Genomic DNA, 17,449 nt, shown 5'->3' on the forward strand with positions numbered 1-17,449 from the left:
CGGAGCGGGGACGTATGGTGCCGGGGTGACGCAACCCATGAATGCTCCCCACCGTAGCCGACCGGCCATGCCGGCCGGCTACGGTCTGCCGACCACCGACGATGGCATGCTGGCCTGGGCGGATGTGGAAGCCAGACTGGTGACGGCCACCGCCTACTGGCTGGCCACCGTCCGGCCCGACGGGACCCCGCACGTGGTACCCCGCTGGGGCGTGTGGCTCGATCACCGTTTCTGGTATGACGGCGCCCCCACCACCCGACACGTCAGGAACCTGGTGGGCAACTCGGCGTGCGTACTGCACCTGGAGAGCGGCACTGAGGCCGTGATCGTCGAGGGGACCTCTACGGCGACCCAGGCACCAGTCGCGACACTCGGCACTCGGCTGGCTGAGGCGTTCGTGAAATACCACGACCTCGGGTATCAGCCGGCCGCTGACGCCTGGGCCGGGGTCGACGGCGGTGGTCTGCGGGTGCTCACCCCACGGCGGGCCCTTGCCTGGTTCAGCTTCCCGAGCGACGCCACTCGGTTCACCTTCCCCTCTCCCGCGGCAGCGTCCTCCTGACCGCTGCCTCGACGGACGGACTCGCCTGCCCAATCCACTCCGTCAAACCGGGAAATGCATCCTCATGCCCATGCGCGGATTTGCCGCGAGCCGCTTGCACGGCAAGTTCAGGTTTCCGGCTCGTCCAGGCCGAATGTGGCAACCCGCGCATGACGCGATCCCTCGTCGTCGAGCCATCGGACTTGCAGGACTTCATCGCGATAGGGAAACCGGCCGTCTTGCCAGCTGTCGAGTTCGTCGGCGATGGTGTCCGCATCCTCGACAAAGTCATCGAATCCGCCGGAGGTAAGCACGATATATCCGTGTACCTGCTCACGCGGTTCGGACCATCTGCGCCACCAGAGTCGTCCGCCGGTCTGCCACCAGCAAGTTTCTATGCGAAGGTAGATGATCCCAAAGTCATCGCCCTCGGCGGAGAGTAAACCGGCTCGCTCTCGGTAAGGGTCCAGGCGAGGATCCGGTTCGGCACGGCCAGGCGGCGGGCGAAACGGCACGCCATTCATGGTGTCGTACATACCGTTCGGTGGCCGCCGAACGCTTGACATCGGCAACTGGATCTGCCGCGATCCGCGCGCCCAGCGGGCCACTATCGACCCGTCGCTGATGGCGCTGCGACCGTACTCGCTAGGCTCAGGGTTGTAGTCGTTCACCAGCAGTGTTGCGAGGACCGCCTGAATCCGCCCCGTCCGGGTGGGGCCACGGGAGCGTCAGAACCACACACCCGCTGACCGGTGTCGAATACGCCGGCGTGCAGTCAGGGTCGCTGGTGGCCACAGTCGAGCTCATTGCCGTCAGGGCCGGTGACCCACCCGACGGCGCCGTTGAAGTGCACCTGGATGAAGTCAGGGTGAAAGTCGACGCCGAACGGTTCGCTTTCCCGCGTGGTGCCCGCAGTGTGAACGATCAGTGTCTCATCGGACCGAAGGTGGTAGTCACGACCGTACGGCTCGAGCACCACTTCGAGCAGTTCACTGCCGTGATTGTGAATCGGCAACCGAGCCACTGTCTCATCCACCACGCGCGCCATTGTCGCAGAGGCCACTTCAAGGGTGCTGGCGCTTCTTCCGCGGCAGTCCAGGGCGCCCGGGCTGCCTCGACCAGGATTCTCCGGGTGCCACGCAGGCGGCTTCGCGGCAGTTCAAGCGCCATGGTCATCCCGGCCACGCAGAGCAACCCGATACCCCATAGGTCAGTGACGAAGAACCACGTCGGGCGCTCAGCCGCGAGCTGCGGCCCTGTGGAGACCGCCTGCCCGGCATCGCCTCCGAGTGCCCAGTATGAAGTGCAGGATCGCGAAATCGCCGGCCCAATTCCCGCCACCAAGCTACATCGCCGGCGCGGCCCGGTGCTATCGTGAGCGGCTCGTTTCTGCAGGTGGGAGGCTATTTCGTGACGGGTTTCCCAGAGGATTCCGGCCGGTGGCGCGCGGCTGCGGCCGCTCTGGCGATGGCCGGCGTCGTCGTCCAGGCCGTTGCCTCGCTGCGCCCGATCCTCTTCGAGGCGGTGTTCGCGGTGCGCGCCCCGGGTTCGCCTTTCGCCGTGCCGGTCCCGATGTGGTTGCGGGCGGCCGTCTGGGTGGCGATTGCCGCCGCCGTGGTGCCGCGGCGGCGGGTCCTGGCAGTGCCGGCCGTCTGGGCCGGCGTGGTGTTCGAGTTCGCCGTTGTCGATCGCGTCGCCAACGACGGTCTGAGTGACGGCGTGCTTCACGATCCGAGATGGTGGCCGGTGCTGGTCTCCGTGGTCGTCGCGTTGTTGTTGAGCGTCGCCGGCCCGCTCGGTGCCGTGGCCCATCACCTCGGGCCTCGCGGTCGTCGACTGCTGGCGGCAACCGCGGGGGTGATCGGGTTGACCGCGGCGGTGGAGCCTCTGCTGTGGGATTACTACGGCTCGCCAGACCCGCCGTCGGTCGAAGAGCCGATCGATGCCGGGTTCGTTGCGATCGCTTCGATCGACTCGAGTTCGTACCTGACGATCTTCTGGGTCACGGTCGTGGCGGTGGGGATCCTGATGGGCATGACAGTTCTGGCCGTGGACCCGAGAGTTCGGTCCCGCGTGGTTGTGCTGCTGGCGGCCGGCATGACCGTCCTCGCCGTGGTGCGGCTGGGATTCACGTGGCCCGTCGAGGAGGTGCTGGCCGGGCCGGTGTTGTCCTACCGAACCCAGCCGGTCGTGCTAGGGGTCGCGCTGGGCCTGATCGGCGGCCTGGGATGGTGGTGGATCCGCCGTACGGAGCGCGTCGTACCTGGAGCCTCGTGAGCGGCGGGCCGTTGTCTAGCCCTCCGGGTGCCGGGCTGTCGGCTGCGATCGGATGGCCTCCGGCGCGTTCCACATCGCCAGCAGTTGCATGGCACGCTGCGCTTCGCTGCCGGGCTCGGGGAAGAACACGACCAGGCGCTGCCCGCCGTCGGGCAGGTTGAAGTTCTCGAAGCGCAGCGGGACCTCGCCCACCAGCGGATGATGGAACCGCTTCACTCCGTGGGTGCGTTCACGCACGTCGCGCTGGGACCACAGGCGGCGGAAGGTTTCGCTGCGCATGGTGAGCTCGCCCAGCAGGGTGGCAAGGCCCTCGTCGTGCGGGTGCCGCCCGGCGGCGAGGCGTAACTGGCCCACTGTGGCGCGGGCGACGTCGTACCAGTCGACGAAGCGCTGCTGCGCGAGCGGATCGAGGAATCCGAAGCGGGCGAGGTTGCGGCCCTTGGGGGAGGCTGTCTCGAAGTCGAAGAAGAGCGTGGCGGCCAGCCGGTTCCAGGCAAGCACGTCGAACCGGTAATTGATCAGGAGGGCGGGCACCGCCTCGAACGTCGCCAGGAGCTGGACGAGTTCGGCGCGGGCGGTGTCGGTAGCGGTCCGCCCGCGTGGCACGGCGCGCCGCGCGCGGGACAGGTCCTGCAGGTGGAGGCGCTCGGTGTCGTCAAGCTCGAGCGCGTGGGTCAGGGCGGCCAGCACCTCGTCGGACGGCCGGTTGGCCCGGCCCTGTTCGAGCCGGACGTAGTACTCCACGCTGATGCCGGCCAGCTGGGCGACTTCCTCACGGCGCAGACCCGGCACGCGCCGCCGGCCGCCGGTCAGGCCGTGGTCCGCCGGTTTGACACGAGCACGACGGGACTTCAGGAAGCTTCCCAGTTCGCGGTGTCCATCCATGGCGAGAAGTATGCCGATCCCGGCACCGGGGAGGATGACCCTGCCAGTACCAGGATCGGCCGGTACCGGTTCTGGCAGTGGTCTGGTTACCTCGCGCCGGCGGCCGCAGGGTGTGGTCATGTGCCATTCCACTGACAGCAAGCCGCCCGCCGCGCCGGTCCTCGGGACCGTGACGCACTCGGAGCATCTCGCGCTGACCTCACCCGACGGAACCAAGGTCGGCGCGTACCTGGCCCTCCCGGCCGAGCCCAACGGCCGCAACGTGGTGATCCTGCCGGATGTCCGCGGCCTGCACGCCTACTACCAGGAGCTCGCCGAGCGGTTTGCCGAGGCCGGCTTCGGGGCGATCGTCGTCGACTACTACGGCCGTACGGCCGGCGTCGGCGTGCGCGACGACGAGTTCGACTGGCAGTCGTACCTGACGCAGGTGAAGCCTGAAGAGGTCGCGCTCGATGTGCGGGCCGCTATCGACCAGCTAGGGCGAGCGAACCCCAGCTCCTTCTTCACCGTGGGTTTCTGCTTCGGCGGCGGCCTGTCGTGGCGCCTGGCCGCCGGCGACCTGCCGCTCGCCGGGACCATCGGCTTCTACGGCCGTCCCGCCCTTGTCACCGACGTGCTCGACCGAATCCAGCGGCCGATGCTGCTGCTCGTCGCGGGCGACGACGTCGCGACGCCGCAGGAGGATTTCCGGGCCCTCGACGCGGGCCTCACCGCCGCCGGCGCCGACTACGAGCTGGTCACCTACGACGGCGCGCCGCACTCCTTCTTCGATCGCGCGTACGGCGAATGGCGCGAGACCTGCGACGATGCGTGGCGGCAGATCATCGCCTTCACCGAACGACACGGCGCCTCGCGGTGACCGGCACGGATGGTGCCGAGCGTGGCCGTTTCGCCCGGGGAGCGGCGCGGATCGCGGAACTCGAGGGAGACCGCCCGCAGCCGCGGCGGGAGGCGTATCGCCTGCTCGCCGAGGTCGCCCCCGATCTGCCGAGACTCGCCGTCGAGTTCGCGTACGGTGACGTGCACAGCAGACCGGGCCTCGACGCCGCCCGCCGCGAACTGGTCACGATCGGCGTGCTGATCGCGCTGGGCGACACCGAGCGACAGCTGGTCTCGCACCTCACCGGTGGCCTGAACGCGGGGCTGACCTCCGGTGAGCTGGTCGAGGCGGTCCTGCAGGCCCTGCCGTACGCGGGCTTCCCGCGCACGATCAACGCCATGCTGGTCGTCCGTCAGGTCCTGCAGGACCGCGCTGACCCGCCGGTGCCGGCACCCCCGACCACGGAAGCGCCGCCGACATAGATCAAATGCGCTCGTAAACCTGAGCCTTCGGTGGTCAGCCCGCCAGGCCGTCTGGGCCGAACGCCTCCTCGATCATCTCCGCGTACTCGGCGTCGGTCGCGCCGCGCCACTCGCCGGTCGTCGGGTCCTGGACCAGCCACGGCTGGTACAGCGTGCCCTCGACCCACTTGGAGAACCAGTCGACGATCGTCATGTGCTGCGGGAACGTGCAGGACACGCCGTCTGGAGCTGGGTTCGGGTCGTAGCCCCAGATCTGGCCGTCGGCGAGATTGAGCTCACTGCTGATGCCACAACCCCAGTCGCACAGAGTGAGGTAACCGCCCTTGAGCCCGGCCAGTGCGTCCGTACCGCCGGTTCGGTGCCCGTCCCTGAGGCCGAGGAGACCGTAACCGGGGCCGAAGCCCCCGTTGCCGACCTCCAGGTAGAGCCGGCGCAGCAGCGATGGCAGTGGCCGGCCGGCCAACTCCTCGGCCTCCACGACCGCGGCAGGCGGCGCGGGTCGCAGCGGCGCCAAGCTGTCGGCCGCTACCTCGTCGATGTATCCGCCAGCGGCGATCCGTCGGACCACCGCATCGAACACCTGACCCTCGCCTGTCGACATGGCCCGCAGCGTAGCGGCACCGGTCAGGTGGTGGTGAAGTGGCGAAGCGCCTCGACGACGAGCGCGTGGTCGTCGGCCTGCGGCAGGCCGGACACCGTCACCGTTCCCACGGCGCCGACCCCGGCGATGACGATCGGGACCGAGCCGCCGTGATCGGCGTACTGCAGCGGGTCCATTCCGCGTTCCAGCGGCGACCGGCCGGCCAGTCGGCCCCGGGCACCGACGAGGTACGAACTGTCGCCGAACCGGGCGACGACCCTGCACTTGCGCTCGATCCAGGAGTCGTTGTCGGCCGAGGTGCCGGGCAGCGCGTAGTGGAACAGTTGGTGGCTGCCACGACGGATGTCGATGGTCACCGCGGCGCCGCGCTCGCGGGCCAGATCGACCAGCAGGACGCCGAGACGCCAGGCGTCGTCGTTGTCGAAGCGGGTGAGCACGAGCTCCCGCTGTTCGGCTTCCAGCTGGACGATCAGCTCGGCCACTGCCGTGCTTCCGGTCGCTGTCATCGGCCGGCTCCGGGAAGTGTGACGACGCGCTGTTCGTCGGCCGAGCGGCGTGCGGCTTCCAGAACGGTGAGTGTGGCGATCGCGTCGGCGGGATCGACCGGGGGCGGTGCGCCGTCGCGAAGCATGGGTACGACCTTCGCGTAGAAGTCCGGGTAGGCCCCGGGCAGGCTGGGCACCGGCTCGCTGTGGCCGTCGACGATCAGTCGTCCCCATCGATCGACCGGTTCCTGTCCCCAGTCCGGCCCGGGCAGCCGCCCGGCGCGCAGCGCCTCCTCCTGGCCGTCCATGCCGAAGGTGACGTAGGCACCCCGGTCGCCGAGCAGCCGTAGGCGCGGCCCGGGCTCCGCGGCGACGGAACTCATCCACAGATGCGACTGCGCGCCGCCCGCGTGGTGCAGTGCCACGAAGACGTCGTCGTCCACGCGTGCCCCCGGGCGTCGCCGGTCGAGCTCGGCGTAGACCTGAGTCGCGGGCCCGAGCAGTTGCAGCGCCTGATCGACGAGGTGACTGCCGAGGTCGTAGAGCAGACCACCGGCCTCGGCCGGGTCGCCGTGCTCCCGCCAGCCGCTGCCCGGCACCGGCCGCCATCGCTCGTAGCGCGACTCCAGGCGGTGCACCCGGCCGAGGCTGCCGTCGGCCACCAGCTGCCGGACGGTACGAAAATCGCTGTCCCACCGCCTGTTCTGGTACACCGTCAGCGGCACGCCGCGGGCAGTGGCGAGCTCGACCAGGGCAAGCCCGTCGGCCGCGGTGGCCGCCAGCGGCTTGTCCACCACGACCGGCAGCCCCGCCTCGACGGCGGCCCTGGCCAGCGGCACGTGGCTGCGGTTCGGCGTGGCGATCACGACCAGGTCGAGATGTTCGGATCCGGCCCACAGGTCTTCGACGCGGTCGAGCACCTGGGCGCCGGGATGGTCGCGGCGGACCTCGTCCTGCCGGTCGCGCTGGGAGGTGACCACGGCGCTCAGGCGCAGGCCGGCGGTCGTACTGATCAATGGGGCGTGGAAGGTCGAGCCGGCCAGGCCGTAGCCGACCAGACCGACCCGTAACGGCTCGCTCATGCCAACCAGTTAATCAACAGCGTGTACTTACGGCAAGTAGGGGTGAGAATAGGCTCATGCCTGTTCCCGTGCGCCGCCTCGCCGGGGCGAACCTGCCCCTTGTGCGTGATCACAACTCCGCTCTCGTCCTCGACCTGGTCCGGCGCAACGGCGCGATCAGCCGGGTCGAACTGGCGGCCGGCACCGGCCTCAGCGCTCAGGCCATCACCAAGATCGTGAACCGGTTACTGGCCGACGGGCTCGTCACGGAGGCCGGTCGCACCGGCGCGACCGGCGGCAAGCCACGCACCCTGCTGCGGCTGGAGCCCACCGCCCGCTACGCCGTCGGGGTCCACCTCGACCGCGCCGACACCACCGTCGTACTGACCGATCTGACCGCGCACCCGGTGGCCCGGCGGCGGCTCCCGCAGGGCATGGCCGCCACCCCCGAGGACGCCCTCACCGCGATCGCCGACGCCGTGCACTCCGTCCTCGCCGAAATCCCCGACACCCGGCGCCTCGTCGGCGTGGGCATCGCCTGCCCCGGCCCGCTCGACCACACCACCGGGATCCTGCACCGGGTGACCGGGCTGCCCGCGTGGGACGGCTTCCCGCTGCGGGCCAGGGCCGCCGGCCGGTTCGGCGTGCCCACCGTCGTGGACAAGGACTCCAACGCCGCCGCGCTCGGGGAATCCCTGTCGGCCGCGGGCACGCCGGACGACTTCGGGTACCTGTATCACGGACAGGGGCTCGGCGCCGGCTTCGTGCTCGGCGGCCGTGTCTACCGCGGCCGGCGGACCAACGCGGGCGAGTTCGGCCACCAGATCATGGACCTGGACGGACCCCGGTGCCCATGCGGCAACCGCGGCTGCCTCGAAGCGCTGTGCCGGGCGGCCCTCGAGGCCGGCGATCCCGCCCGCGCGGCCCGCCTGGTAGGAACCGCCGCGGTGAATCTGGTGCGCCTGCTCGACTTCGAGCATCTCGTGCTCGGCGGCCCGGTCGTCCTCGCCGACCCTGAGCGATACCTCCGCGAGGTGACCACCACCATCGGTGCTCTGCTGCCCGAGCCGACCTGGCAGCGGGTGACCGTCACCCTCACCGGCGCCCGCGCGGATGCCACCGCGGTGGGCGCGGCCGCGTTGATCCTCGCGCCGCTGTTCGACACCGGCGTCGCCCCGGCCGCCAGCTGCTGAATCCGCCCGAAGCCCGCCAGTTCACCCCCGTGGTGGGCCAGTGACGAAAACTGCGCGACCCGGGCCTGGTGGCTCGGTCGAGAAGGTAGGCGGCCGGATCGGGATCCAACCACCGACATGAGTGCGCAGGTACGAGACCCTGCCCGCGTACGGCATGGATGCCCCCGGCAACGCCTGCTTTCGTATCATCGACCGATGATCAACATCCGCAGGGCAACCGCCGCCGACGCCGCAGAACTGGTCCGGCTCCGCGGCATCCTGATCGCCGCCATGCAGGGCCATCAGTCGGAGAACGATGAGTGGCGGCAGCGGGCGCGGATGACGCTCGAGAAGCGCCTGATCGCACCCGAGCCGACCCTGGTCGCCTTCGTCGTGGAACAGCCCGACGCCCCGAGCCGGCTCGCCGCCTGCGCCGTGGGCACGGTCGAAGAGCGGCTCGGCGGGCCGGGCAACCCCAGTGGACTGACCGGGTACGTCTTCAACGTCGCGACCGACCCTGCCCACCGCCGTCGCGGCTACTCCCGCCTCTGCACCACGGCCCTTCTCGACTGGTACCGGGATCACGGCATCGCCACCGTCGATCTGCGCGCCACCGCACCGGCCGAACCGCTCTATCGATCTCTCGGCTTCGTCCGAACGACCGACCCTGCGATGCGTCTTCACATCACGGCCACGATCTGAAGCCGGCACGCGTTTCAATCACGGTGCCTTCCGGCAATTACGCGGGTCGCCGCGCCACCTCATGGTGGGTCACCGTGGTTTCCCGGTCGACCAGATACTCGTCGTCCTGAGGATAGAACACCGCCTGGGAGATGTCGTCACCGGCAAAGGCACGAATGTGGTCGAGCGACTCCCACCAGCTCAGCGTCGTCACCTCGGTCCGGCCGTCACCCAGATCCCTGGTCCACATCTCGGCGCCGAGATTCCCTGACGTCTCCCGGTATCCGACGAGCCCGGTACGAGCGATGTAGTCGACATACTCGTGAACTCGCTCGGTCCTGACCCAGCCTCGCCACATCCGCGCTATCACGCGAGGAGTCTACGAAAGGGACGATGCCGGCCAGGAGACGGCGCGCACGCGAGAATCTTGCCTATCGGCGGCGAAATCGTCCATCGCCGCCACTCGCAGTCCACACCCTGGCACCCGATCATGGCAGCGGCCGGCCAGGACCGCTGATCGCGCGGTGAGATCGCCTTGATCACGCGGTGGGATCCAGCGGCCAGGGTCCCATTTGCGGCAGTGGTCCTGCCGGGGGAGTGGCGCTCGGCAGGTTGTGAAGTGCCTGGCATAGGTGCGCTAGAAAGGGCTCGTGAGTACCGATATCGATCGAGGTGGCCCGAGTTTGTCGTACACCAAGTTGGGTGGCCTTCGGTGACCTGGTCCGACAGCGGTCTGAATCGTGAGGCCACGCGGGTGGACCGGTTGCCGCGATACGGGATCGCTGTGCTGGTGTCCTTCATCTGGCATTTCGCGGCGTTTGCGGCAGTCTGGCTGAACACCCTGGTCGACCGCGAGGATACGTCCTGTGACGACGCCCCCAGCTTCTGCTTCACCGCGAAGGACGGTGCGGAGCTGCTCCTGATGGCGGGCGGCGTGTTCCTGGTCTCGTCGATGGTCGTGTCGCTGATGACCGCGGCGTGGCTCTCACGCCGGATCCGTTCGGCGGTACTGGCCGGAACCGTGGCGGCCCTCGTCGCGGGCGTCGTCGTCATCGCGATCCTGATCGCACTGTTCCTCGCCAACATCCTGCTGTGAGCCGGCCGGCGCGGGGGGAGCGCCGGCTGGTCTGGACGGAGGCCGGGCTCATGCAGCGCGGCTGGACCATCCCCGGCGCGTGATCTCGGCGGGCGTCGGCGATGCTGTGAGCGTGGAGTACGTGTCCAGAGTGCCGCGACCGCCGCTGGACGGGCTGATCGACGACCTTTACTACCTGGCGGGTACGCCGCCGTACGCCCTGCTGACGCTGCCGCCCGCGCCGTCGGCGCTGCTCATCGTCAACCTCGGGGCGCCGTTCCGCATCCGGGCCGGCACCGACATCGAGACGGCCGAGTACGCCGACGGCTGCGTGGTCACCATGCCCACCCGCGCGTGGGAGTTCGGCTACCCACTCCGGACCCGGTCGGTCGGCGTGCACTTCAAGCCGTGGGGGCTGGCGCCGTTCCTGCCGATGCCCGCGGCCGAGCTGCGTGACCGGCCGGTGACGGTGGAGCAGGTCTGGGGCCGGCCCGCCAGTGCCGAGCTGCGAGACCGGCTGGCCACAGCGGACGGACCGCACGAGATGCTGACGTTGCTCGAGGAGGAGCTGACGCGACGGCTGTGCGACACCGCCGGCCTGGGACTGGTCCGCCATATGAGCAGCGTCATCGCGGCGACCAATGGGGCGGCGGCGATCGGCGACCTGAGCGCGGCAGCCGGTGTCAGCAGCACTCATCTGACACAACGGTTCAAGGAGCTGATCGGCGTCACGCCGAAGCGGCTGGCCCGCACCCACCGTTTCACCGCCACCGTGTTCGCGATCAACCCCGCCGGACCGATCGACTGGGGCGAGCTCGCCTATGACGCGGGCTACTTCGACCAGGCCCACTTCGGCCACGAGTTCCGGGCGTTCACCGGGCTCACGCCGACCCGGTACCTCGAAGTCCGGCGACGCTTCCTGCGCGAACATCCCGGCCACGCGATGGAGGGCTGGCCGCTGCCGGCCGATTGATTTCTTACAAGAGCGACAGCTCACGAAACGCTAGTTTGGGGCACCCCAGAGCAGAGGAGGCCCCCGTGGGCAAAGTGGTCATGTACAGCTCGGTGTCGGTGGACGGCTTCATCGCGGACGAGAACGATCAGCCCGGGCCGCTGTTCGACTGGTTGTCCAGCGGTGACGTCCCGTTGGACGAGAGCGGCGTGCTGAAGGTGTCGCAGGTGTCCTACGACTACACCCGGCCGTACTGGGACCAGATCGGGGTGACAATCGCCGGCCGTCACGTCTTCGACATGACGGACGGCTGGGACGGGACGCCTCCGAGCGGGATCGACCACGTCGTCGTCGTGACCCACCGGGGCAGGCCCGAGGGCTGGCACCCCGAGGCGCCGTTCCACTTCGTCGACGGCGTCGAGGCGGCCGTGGCCAAGGCACAGGAGCTTGCGGGTGACCGCACGGTCGAGGTCGCCGCCGGCGACGTCGGTGGCCAGGCGCTTGCCGCGGGCCTGATCGACGAGGTGCGCATGGACGTCGTGCCCGTCGTGTTCGGATCCGGCAAGCGCTACTTCGGGTCGGTCCACGCGCAGCACCTGCTGGCCGATCCCGAGGTGGTGATTCAGGGAAATCGGGTGCTTCACCTGCGCTATCGTGTGCGCCGTTCCTTGAACGCGAGCCTGCCGTCGGAGTTGATCCAGGCCGAGGTGTGAACCTCGCCGACCGTCTGAGCCCGACCGTGAAGGCCGTCGTCGCGATCGTCGCGGCGAACGGACAAGCGTCACCTTTGCGGGCGATTGGTTGAGACTCCCAGCTGACCCATCATTGGCGTACGGCCGAGGCCCGCGTCTCTGCGGGAAGCGTGGGCAGCGCCGCACGCAACGACTCAGCCGCCGCTGAACCCACAGGGTCGTGGGCGTTTTCCTACTTCGCTGGAATTGGTCGCGTCGATCGGCGCGGTCGCCGCCGGCTCCTCATTCTCAGATCTGGCCGCAAGGCGCGAACAAGCCCACGTCACACCGGCAACGGTGACCGTCCGCCGAAATTCAGCAGGAGGAACGATGCCACCTACACCGACATCCACGAGGATCGCCATGCTGGGCGCCGGCGTGCTCACCGTGGCCGCCCTCGTCGCCGGCGCGGCGTCACCGGCATCCGCGGCTTCGGCGGCGACCATCGACCCGGCGGCGGACTCGGCCGGTCTGGCCCTGGCGCCCGGCACCGTTACGGTCCTGCGAGCGGGTGACTCGCCCTTCCTTTTCAGCTACAGCTACAACAGTCACCTGAAGATCGCCGGTGGCTACTTCACCGACGGCGGCAAGGTCTATGTGGTCGTGAAACTGAACGGCGGGACCAAGAAGTTCAGCAAGAACGTGACCGCGCACACCCACCCCATCACGCCGGGCGGTGCCATCTACGTGGAAACGACAGTCGCGTCCCCGTGCGGGGCCGGCAACAACGGCTATGCCCGAGCGTACGACTACACCACCGGCCGGTGGTCACCGAGACTGCCCGTCCCGATCTGCCAGCGCATCGACTGACGTACGTCCACTAAGGGCCTTGACGCCGGCCGGAGCCGTGAACCACCGGCGGCAGATCCGGATGGGCGGTCTCAGCACAGCCACAGCCCGCGGAGGCGATGATCCGTCGCGGGGTCGATCGCTCTAGGTATAGGTCTTTCGTCGCGGTGACCGGCCCCCGGAATGGGGGCTCCGGTGAGTGTCGAGCAAGGCGAAAGTCGTGGGGTTTCGGTGCGTGCGGTATTCGCCTATGGTGCCGCCCTGGCGATGACGCAGTACCTGCTGATCAAAATCTCCTGGGTGATCGGCGCCCTGTTCGGACTGATTCCCCGGGACGAGCATTTCAGTGTGGCGGGCTTCGTGCTGCTCAACACGGTGACGATCGGTATGGCCGCGGCGGCGATAGCGCTCGCGCTGGCTCTGGTCCGGCCATGGGGCGAACGGATTCCCGCGTTCGTGGTGTTGTCGTGCGCGTGGATCGGCTGCGGATTCCTGGTTCCGATGCTTCCCTACGCTCTACTGGACACATTGATCTCCGCGACCAGCGATTCGTCCGGCAGCGCGGCTCCCGTCATGCCGGCCTGGGAATACTCGTTGCTGCAGGTCAGCTTTCTCGGGATGGGTGCGGGGCTGGCCGTCGCCCTGCCGTTCTATTTGAAGGCCCGCTGGCCCGCCGCCTTCGACGGCAGAATCGGCGCCGGCGGGACAGCGGTACGTCCGACCCGGGTGTTTCGCCTGGGAGCCGGATTGATCGCGCTGGTCGGCGCCTCTTCGGTCGGCGTGCTGAATCTGTATTGGGCGATGGGCGGCACCATCGGGTTGGATCAACCTGCCGCACGCGAGTCGAGCTGGTATCTCCAAGTGGGCAACACCGGGATCTGGTCGCTTGCCGGCGCGTGGAGCATCTGGGTGGTGACCCGTGGCCGCCCGGCGATGCCGCTCTGGATACCGGTCAGTGTGAGCTGGCTGGCGTCGGGGTTTCTCGTCGCCTGGGGTGGCTGGAAACTCCCGCTCGCGGTGATTCAGATCCTCGAGGACGATACGGGTACGGTGTGGCCGGAACAGCTCGGTGTCGCGGTAGCGCAGTTCCTGCTCAGCGTTGTCGCGGGCGCCGGGATGCTCAGCGCACTTCTGACGTTCTGTCGTTCGCGGCTGAGCCCCGCCGACGCGTCCAGGCGTGTTGGCGCGAAAGCTGGGCCGAAGAAGCGCACGGAGAGGCGGTAGTGCGGATCTGTCCGCGGCAGGAGCGGACGCCGTAAAGATCGCCGAGCAGCGTCAGCCCGTGCAACCGGGCGGTGAGCCGGGTGTTTACGAAACCCGTGCTCGGTAACCCAGGCCGGTGAGCGCAACGTCGTTGGTCTCGGTGAAATCCCGGTATCGCTCTCGTCCAGCGCGCTGAGCGCGAATCGTCCGTCATCGTCGGGCCGGCCGAGGACGACTTCGATCGTGCTGTCGTCTCCGAACCGGAGCGTGAGCGCTGGATCGAGATCATGCGCCTGCCGCAGACCGCGGCTCGGACATCGATGTTTCGCGGCACCGGCCATCCGCTCGATCAGGAGGCCGACGCCGACCGGTGGCCGGCCCGAATCGGGCCGGCCACCGGTGGGGTGGATCGTGAATTTCGGTGGGTGTGACCTCAGGTCTGGTAGGTGGAGACCAACTGCTGCAGCTCCGTCGCCATCGCCGCCAGGCTGTTCGCCGTCGCCTGGGTCTCCGAGGCACCCGACGCCGCCGAGTCCGCCGCTGTCGCCACTCCCGAGATGTTCCCGGCGATCTCGCCAGTACCCGACGCCGCCTCCGCCACGTTGCGCACCATCTCACTGGTCGTCGCGGTCTGCTCCTCCACCGCCGCCGCGATGGTCGACGCGTAGTCGTTGATCCGGCCGGTCACCTCGGCGATCTCCCCGATCGCCGAAACCGCCTGCGTGGTCTCATCCTGAATCGCCGAGATCCGTGCCGCGATGTCCCCGGTGGCCCGCGCCGTCTCCTGCGCCAAGTCCTTCACCTCGCTCGCCACCACCGCGAATCCCTTACCGTGCTCACCGGCGCGCGCCGCCTCGATGGTCGCGTTCAACGCCAGCAGATTCGTCTGCTCGGCGATCGACGTGATCAGCTGCACCACACCGGAGATCTGCGCCGAGGACTGCCCCAGCTGCATCACGATCTTGTTCGTCCGGGTGGCCGCCTCCGCCGCCTCGGTGGCCACCTTCGCCGCCTCACCCGCGTTACCCGCGATCTCGCCGATGGAGGCCGACATCTGCTCAGCGCCGGCCGCCACGGTCTGCACGTTGCCCGACACCCGATCCGCGGCCGCCGAGACCGTCCCGGCCTGCGCCGAGGTCTCCTCTGACGCCGCCGACAACTGCGTCGACACCGCCGACAGCTCCTCTGCGGCCGCCGCCACCTGCGTGGCGTTGTCGGTCACCTCACGTACCATCGCCGCCGTCGACTCGGTCGAGGCGTCCAGTGCCACGGCCAGCTGAGCCACCTCGTCGCGGCCGGTGAGCCCGGTCCGCTGGGTGAGGTCCCCGCCCTGTACCCGGATGAGCACGGAGACGCAGCGCGACAGCGGGCCGGTGATCCCACGGGCGATGAGCCAGCTCGCGAGGCCGGCCAGCAGCATCCCGAGGACGACGAACGCGATCACCATGGTCTGGGCGCTGTCGGAGGTGGCGCGCGATTCGTCGTTGCGGGCCTGCGCGGCGGCGGTTTCGGTCTCGATGAGGTCTTCCATCCCGCTGTTGAGGGCGGCGAGGAGCGGTTTGGCCTCTTTATCGCGGATGTGGGCGAACGTCTGCCGGTCGTCCTGCTCGGCGGCAGGGGCGAGCTTCGTGTCGCGCAGCTGCCGTACGGCGGCAACGGCCTGTTCGACCTGGGCGACCGCCTTCTCCCTGCCCGTCATGTCCGTGCTGGTGTAGGCCGCGAACGCCTTGTCGAAGACCGCGTCCTGGTCCTTGCTGTTCTGCAGGAACTGGCGCACCTGGGTGGAGTCGATGGACACCGCGGCGTTGAGCACGCTGTTCTGCATGAGCTGAGACGCGTATTGCATGCGTGCGAGGTCGGTGATCGGCACCAGGGTCTGGCCGTACATGTAGTCGGACTGGCTCTGCATCGCGTTCATGTTGGTCAGCGCGGCGGTGGCCACCCCGGCGGCAGCCAAAGCCATCGCGCCCACAGCCATCCCGATCTTGGTGCCGACCTTCCGGTCGGTCACCAGCCGCGCCCACTGGCCGCCGAACCTACGCGCCTCGTCTGACCTGCTCATGTGCCCCCCGCACTCGTGACCGGCCGGTAGCCGGACGTGGTGTGCACCACGTTGCGACACAGATCGGACGGGTGGCGGAATCACTGAACACTTCGGCCCTGAAATTTCGGGCACAACCGCGGCGAGTTGGGTCGGACGGCCCCTTGACAGGGCGCCTTCGCCGCTGACGGCGGTAACACGCGAACTCGAGAAAGTGCTCGGCCGGCCAGTTCAGCCGGTGGTCAGTCGCCGGTTGCGCCGTCGATCTGTTCGCGGAGGATGTCGGCGTGGCCCGCGTGCCGGGCCATCTCCTCGATCATGTGGACGTAGGTCCAGCGCAGGGACACTCGGCCGAGGTGGGGATGCGGCACGGTGTCGTCGATTGCCATGCGGGCCGCGATCCGCCTCGACTCGGTGCACGCCATTTCGTATTCGGCGACCACGTCGGCGATCGTCTCGTCCGCGGCGACCTCCCAACTGGCGTCATCGCCGCGGGAGTTCGCGTCGATCTGTTCGCGTGGCCGCTGAGCGAGATGGTGGTGGAACCAGCCGCGCTCCACGGCAGCGGCGTGTTTGACCAGGCCGATCAGAGTGGTCCGGGAAGGGACCAGACGGCAGCGGACGTCGTCGTCGGAGAGCCCGGCGAGCTTGCCGACGAGCACCTGACGGTAGTAGTCGACGAACGCTTCGAGAACCTCCCGTTCACCGGCGGTGGCGACAACTTCTTCGGCGGCGAGGGGCCGGTTGGCGCTCATCGCGATACCGTACCGGCTCACGACCAGACGCATGGGGACCAAGCCGGGTGGATTCACGCGGCGTCCGCCCGGCCCCAGCCAGGCGCCGGCGGCAGCGGCCAGATCGGAGGGTCGGGGAGCGGCGGAGCAGGCGCGGGCGTGCGGCCCGCGAGCCAGCCGAGCAGGACATGTGCCGGAGCGCGGACCACCGGGCCGCCGCCCGTGAGCTTCCAGATCCGCCCGAGGTCGGTCGCCTCGGCGCGAGCAAGCGGAAAGTCCCGTTCGGCCAGTGTGGCGAAGGTCTGGTCCAGAGCCCAGGCGACGTACGCGGCGGGCCAATCGGCGGGCTCATAGCCGGCATCCAGGTCGACGTGATGGGTTTCCAGTTCGCGCCAGCAGCGCAGAAGAGTGAACCAGGCCGGATGACGCCAGCCCGCGCGCGCCGTGACCAGGTTCTGCCAGGCGGGCACGGGCAGGGCCGGCACGCGTGCGAACAGTCGCGTCAGACTCGCGTCCAGGTCCGCGTCGGGCCCGCTGGAGTCCTCGATGCCGGCTTCGGTTCCGGTGCGGGCGACGTCCAGCAGGCGTACGTAGGCGTCGGCCGCGCCGGCCACATGGACGAGTACCTGACCGCGGCTCCAACCGTCCAGTCGAGAGGGTCCCCGCACTTCTGCGCCGGTGAGACCCGAGGCGCTCCGCATCAGCCGTTCACCCGACGATCGGATCTGCTCCAGAAGTTCCCCGGGGGACCATCCCGCGGCTATTGCATCGAAGCTCGACACTACGTACTCCTCCGGAGAATCGGCCGTGAGATCAGCGGTGCAGCCATCGGCCTTGATCATGACAGTCGTATGTGGGCGTCGTTCCCGGCCTCCGGCAGCAACACGCGGTGTTCGACCATATGTGCGAATGCTGTGCC

21 protein-coding genes are annotated in these 17,449 nt (G+C 69.0%); 11 read left to right on the forward strand and 10 right to left on the reverse strand.

All coding sequences use genetic code 11. The features are described 5' to 3' along the window. Positions 1 to 67 precede the first annotated feature (67 nt). The gene (locus tag CHC09_RS15510) at positions 68 to 562 is read left to right on the forward strand and encodes a pyridoxamine 5'-phosphate oxidase family protein (protein WP_203833081.1); all 495 of its coding nucleotides are present in this window, start codon (positions 68 to 70) and stop codon (positions 560 to 562) included. A gap of 107 nt (positions 563 to 669) precedes the next feature. Here CHC09_RS15510 and CHC09_RS45180 read toward each other — a convergent pair whose 3' ends face one another. Further along, the gene (locus CHC09_RS45180) at positions 670 to 1,212 is read right to left on the reverse strand and encodes a hypothetical protein (protein WP_143232350.1); all 543 of its coding nucleotides are present in this window, start codon (positions 1,210 to 1,212) and stop codon (positions 670 to 672) included. Positions 1,213 to 1,316: 104 nt separating this feature from the next. Further along, entirely contained in the window at positions 1,317 to 1,580 is a 264-nt protein-coding gene (locus CHC09_RS15520) for a hypothetical protein (protein ID WP_143232351.1), read from the reverse strand. A gap of 371 nt (positions 1,581 to 1,951) precedes the next feature. On the opposite strand from CHC09_RS15520, the gene CHC09_RS15525 reads away from it, so the two are divergent. Continuing rightward, positions 1,952 to 2,818, forward strand: a complete 867-nt coding sequence (locus CHC09_RS15525; RefSeq protein ID WP_143232352.1) for a hypothetical protein — start codon at positions 1,952 to 1,954, stop codon at positions 2,816 to 2,818. Between the two features lie 15 nt (positions 2,819 to 2,833). Here CHC09_RS15525 and CHC09_RS15530 read toward each other — a convergent pair whose 3' ends face one another. Beyond that, positions 2,834 to 3,703 (reverse strand): helix-turn-helix domain-containing protein, encoded by an 870-nt coding sequence (locus tag CHC09_RS15530; protein ID WP_089293812.1) that lies wholly within the window; start codon positions 3,701 to 3,703, stop codon positions 2,834 to 2,836. A gap of 118 nt (positions 3,704 to 3,821) precedes the next feature. Between CHC09_RS15530 and CHC09_RS15535 the strand changes: the two genes are divergently transcribed. Both CHC09_RS15535 and CHC09_RS15540 read left to right on the forward strand, forming a co-directional pair. Beyond that, positions 3,822 to 4,562: a dienelactone hydrolase family protein gene (locus CHC09_RS15535; RefSeq protein WP_089293813.1), complete on the forward strand. Its 741-nt coding sequence runs from the start codon at positions 3,822 to 3,824 to the stop codon at positions 4,560 to 4,562. Continuing rightward, positions 4,559 to 5,005, forward strand: coding sequence for a carboxymuconolactone decarboxylase family protein (locus CHC09_RS15540; RefSeq protein ID WP_179277116.1), 447 nt, complete (start codon positions 4,559 to 4,561; stop codon positions 5,003 to 5,005). Before CHC09_RS15535 ends, CHC09_RS15540 begins: the two co-directional genes overlap by 4 nt. A gap of 34 nt (positions 5,006 to 5,039) precedes the next feature. On the opposite strand, the gene CHC09_RS15545 is transcribed toward CHC09_RS15540, so the two are convergent. From CHC09_RS15545 to CHC09_RS15555, 3 genes are read right to left on the reverse strand one after another with little or no spacing between them, the layout of a single operon-like run. Continuing rightward, complete coding sequence (locus CHC09_RS15545) at positions 5,040 to 5,606, reverse strand: hypothetical protein (RefSeq protein ID WP_143232353.1); 567 nt, start codon at positions 5,604 to 5,606, stop codon at positions 5,040 to 5,042. Between the two features lie 23 nt (positions 5,607 to 5,629). Continuing rightward, a complete protein-coding gene (locus tag CHC09_RS15550) occupies positions 5,630 to 6,112 on the reverse strand; it encodes a heme-degrading domain-containing protein (RefSeq protein WP_089293816.1) in 483 nt (160 codons plus the stop codon). Continuing rightward, a complete protein-coding gene (locus CHC09_RS15555; protein WP_089293817.1) occupies positions 6,109 to 7,173 on the reverse strand; it encodes a Gfo/Idh/MocA family protein in 1,065 nt (354 codons plus the stop codon). The genes CHC09_RS15550 and CHC09_RS15555 overlap by 4 nt, the downstream gene beginning before the upstream one ends. Before the next feature lie 56 nt (positions 7,174 to 7,229). On the opposite strand from CHC09_RS15555, the gene CHC09_RS15560 reads away from it, so the two are divergent. Next, positions 7,230 to 8,345, forward strand: coding sequence for an ROK family transcriptional regulator (locus CHC09_RS15560; RefSeq protein ID WP_089293818.1), 1,116 nt, complete (start codon positions 7,230 to 7,232; stop codon positions 8,343 to 8,345). A gap of 195 nt (positions 8,346 to 8,540) precedes the next feature. Further along, the gene (locus CHC09_RS15565) at positions 8,541 to 9,026 is read left to right on the forward strand and encodes a GNAT family N-acetyltransferase (RefSeq protein ID WP_089293819.1); all 486 of its coding nucleotides are present in this window, start codon (positions 8,541 to 8,543) and stop codon (positions 9,024 to 9,026) included. Between the two features lie 37 nt (positions 9,027 to 9,063). Here the strand turns inward: CHC09_RS15565 and CHC09_RS15570 are convergent, their stop codons facing one another. Then, positions 9,064 to 9,375 carry a hypothetical protein gene (locus CHC09_RS15570; protein ID WP_179277117.1) on the reverse strand — a complete coding sequence of 104 codons (312 nt, stop codon included), beginning with the start codon at positions 9,373 to 9,375 and terminating at the stop codon, positions 9,064 to 9,066. Positions 9,376 to 9,717: 342 nt separating this feature from the next. Between CHC09_RS15570 and CHC09_RS15575 the strand changes: the two genes are divergently transcribed. From CHC09_RS15575 to CHC09_RS15595, 5 genes are all read left to right on the forward strand, one after another. Next, positions 9,718 to 10,101 (forward strand): hypothetical protein, encoded by a 384-nt coding sequence (locus CHC09_RS15575; protein WP_089293821.1) that lies wholly within the window; start codon positions 9,718 to 9,720, stop codon positions 10,099 to 10,101. Between the two features lie 112 nt (positions 10,102 to 10,213). Next, positions 10,214 to 11,053 (forward strand): helix-turn-helix domain-containing protein, encoded by an 840-nt coding sequence (locus CHC09_RS15580; protein ID WP_239138228.1) that lies wholly within the window; start codon positions 10,214 to 10,216, stop codon positions 11,051 to 11,053. Positions 11,054 to 11,118: 65 nt separating this feature from the next. Then, positions 11,119 to 11,745, forward strand: a complete 627-nt coding sequence (locus CHC09_RS15585) for a dihydrofolate reductase family protein (RefSeq protein ID WP_089293822.1) — start codon at positions 11,119 to 11,121, stop codon at positions 11,743 to 11,745. A gap of 348 nt (positions 11,746 to 12,093) precedes the next feature. Continuing rightward, positions 12,094 to 12,573, forward strand: coding sequence for a hypothetical protein (locus tag CHC09_RS15590; RefSeq protein WP_143232354.1), 480 nt, complete (start codon positions 12,094 to 12,096; stop codon positions 12,571 to 12,573). 174 nt (positions 12,574 to 12,747) lie between these two features. Beyond that, positions 12,748 to 13,776, forward strand: coding sequence for a hypothetical protein (locus CHC09_RS15595; RefSeq protein ID WP_179277118.1), 1,029 nt, complete (start codon positions 12,748 to 12,750; stop codon positions 13,774 to 13,776). A 412-nt stretch (positions 13,777 to 14,188) separates the two neighbouring features. On the opposite strand, the gene CHC09_RS15600 is transcribed toward CHC09_RS15595, so the two are convergent. The 3 genes from CHC09_RS15600 to CHC09_RS15610 form a co-directional block, all read right to left on the reverse strand. Beyond that, positions 14,189 to 15,817: a methyl-accepting chemotaxis protein gene (locus CHC09_RS15600; protein ID WP_089293824.1), complete on the reverse strand. Its 1,629-nt coding sequence runs from the start codon at positions 15,815 to 15,817 to the stop codon at positions 14,189 to 14,191. Between the two features lie 221 nt (positions 15,818 to 16,038). Beyond that, complete coding sequence (locus CHC09_RS15605; RefSeq protein ID WP_089294180.1) at positions 16,039 to 16,551, reverse strand: DinB family protein; 513 nt, start codon at positions 16,549 to 16,551, stop codon at positions 16,039 to 16,041. Positions 16,552 to 16,604: 53 nt separating this feature from the next. Further along, positions 16,605 to 17,372 carry a maleylpyruvate isomerase family mycothiol-dependent enzyme gene (locus CHC09_RS15610; protein WP_089293825.1) on the reverse strand — a complete coding sequence of 256 codons (768 nt, stop codon included), beginning with the start codon at positions 17,370 to 17,372 and terminating at the stop codon, positions 16,605 to 16,607. Between the last annotated feature and the right edge of the window lie 77 nt (positions 17,373 to 17,449).

It is taken from the genome of Actinoplanes regularis (assembly GCF_900188005.1).
Lineage (GTDB): Bacteria > Actinomycetota > Actinomycetes > Mycobacteriales > Micromonosporaceae > Actinoplanes > Actinoplanes regularis.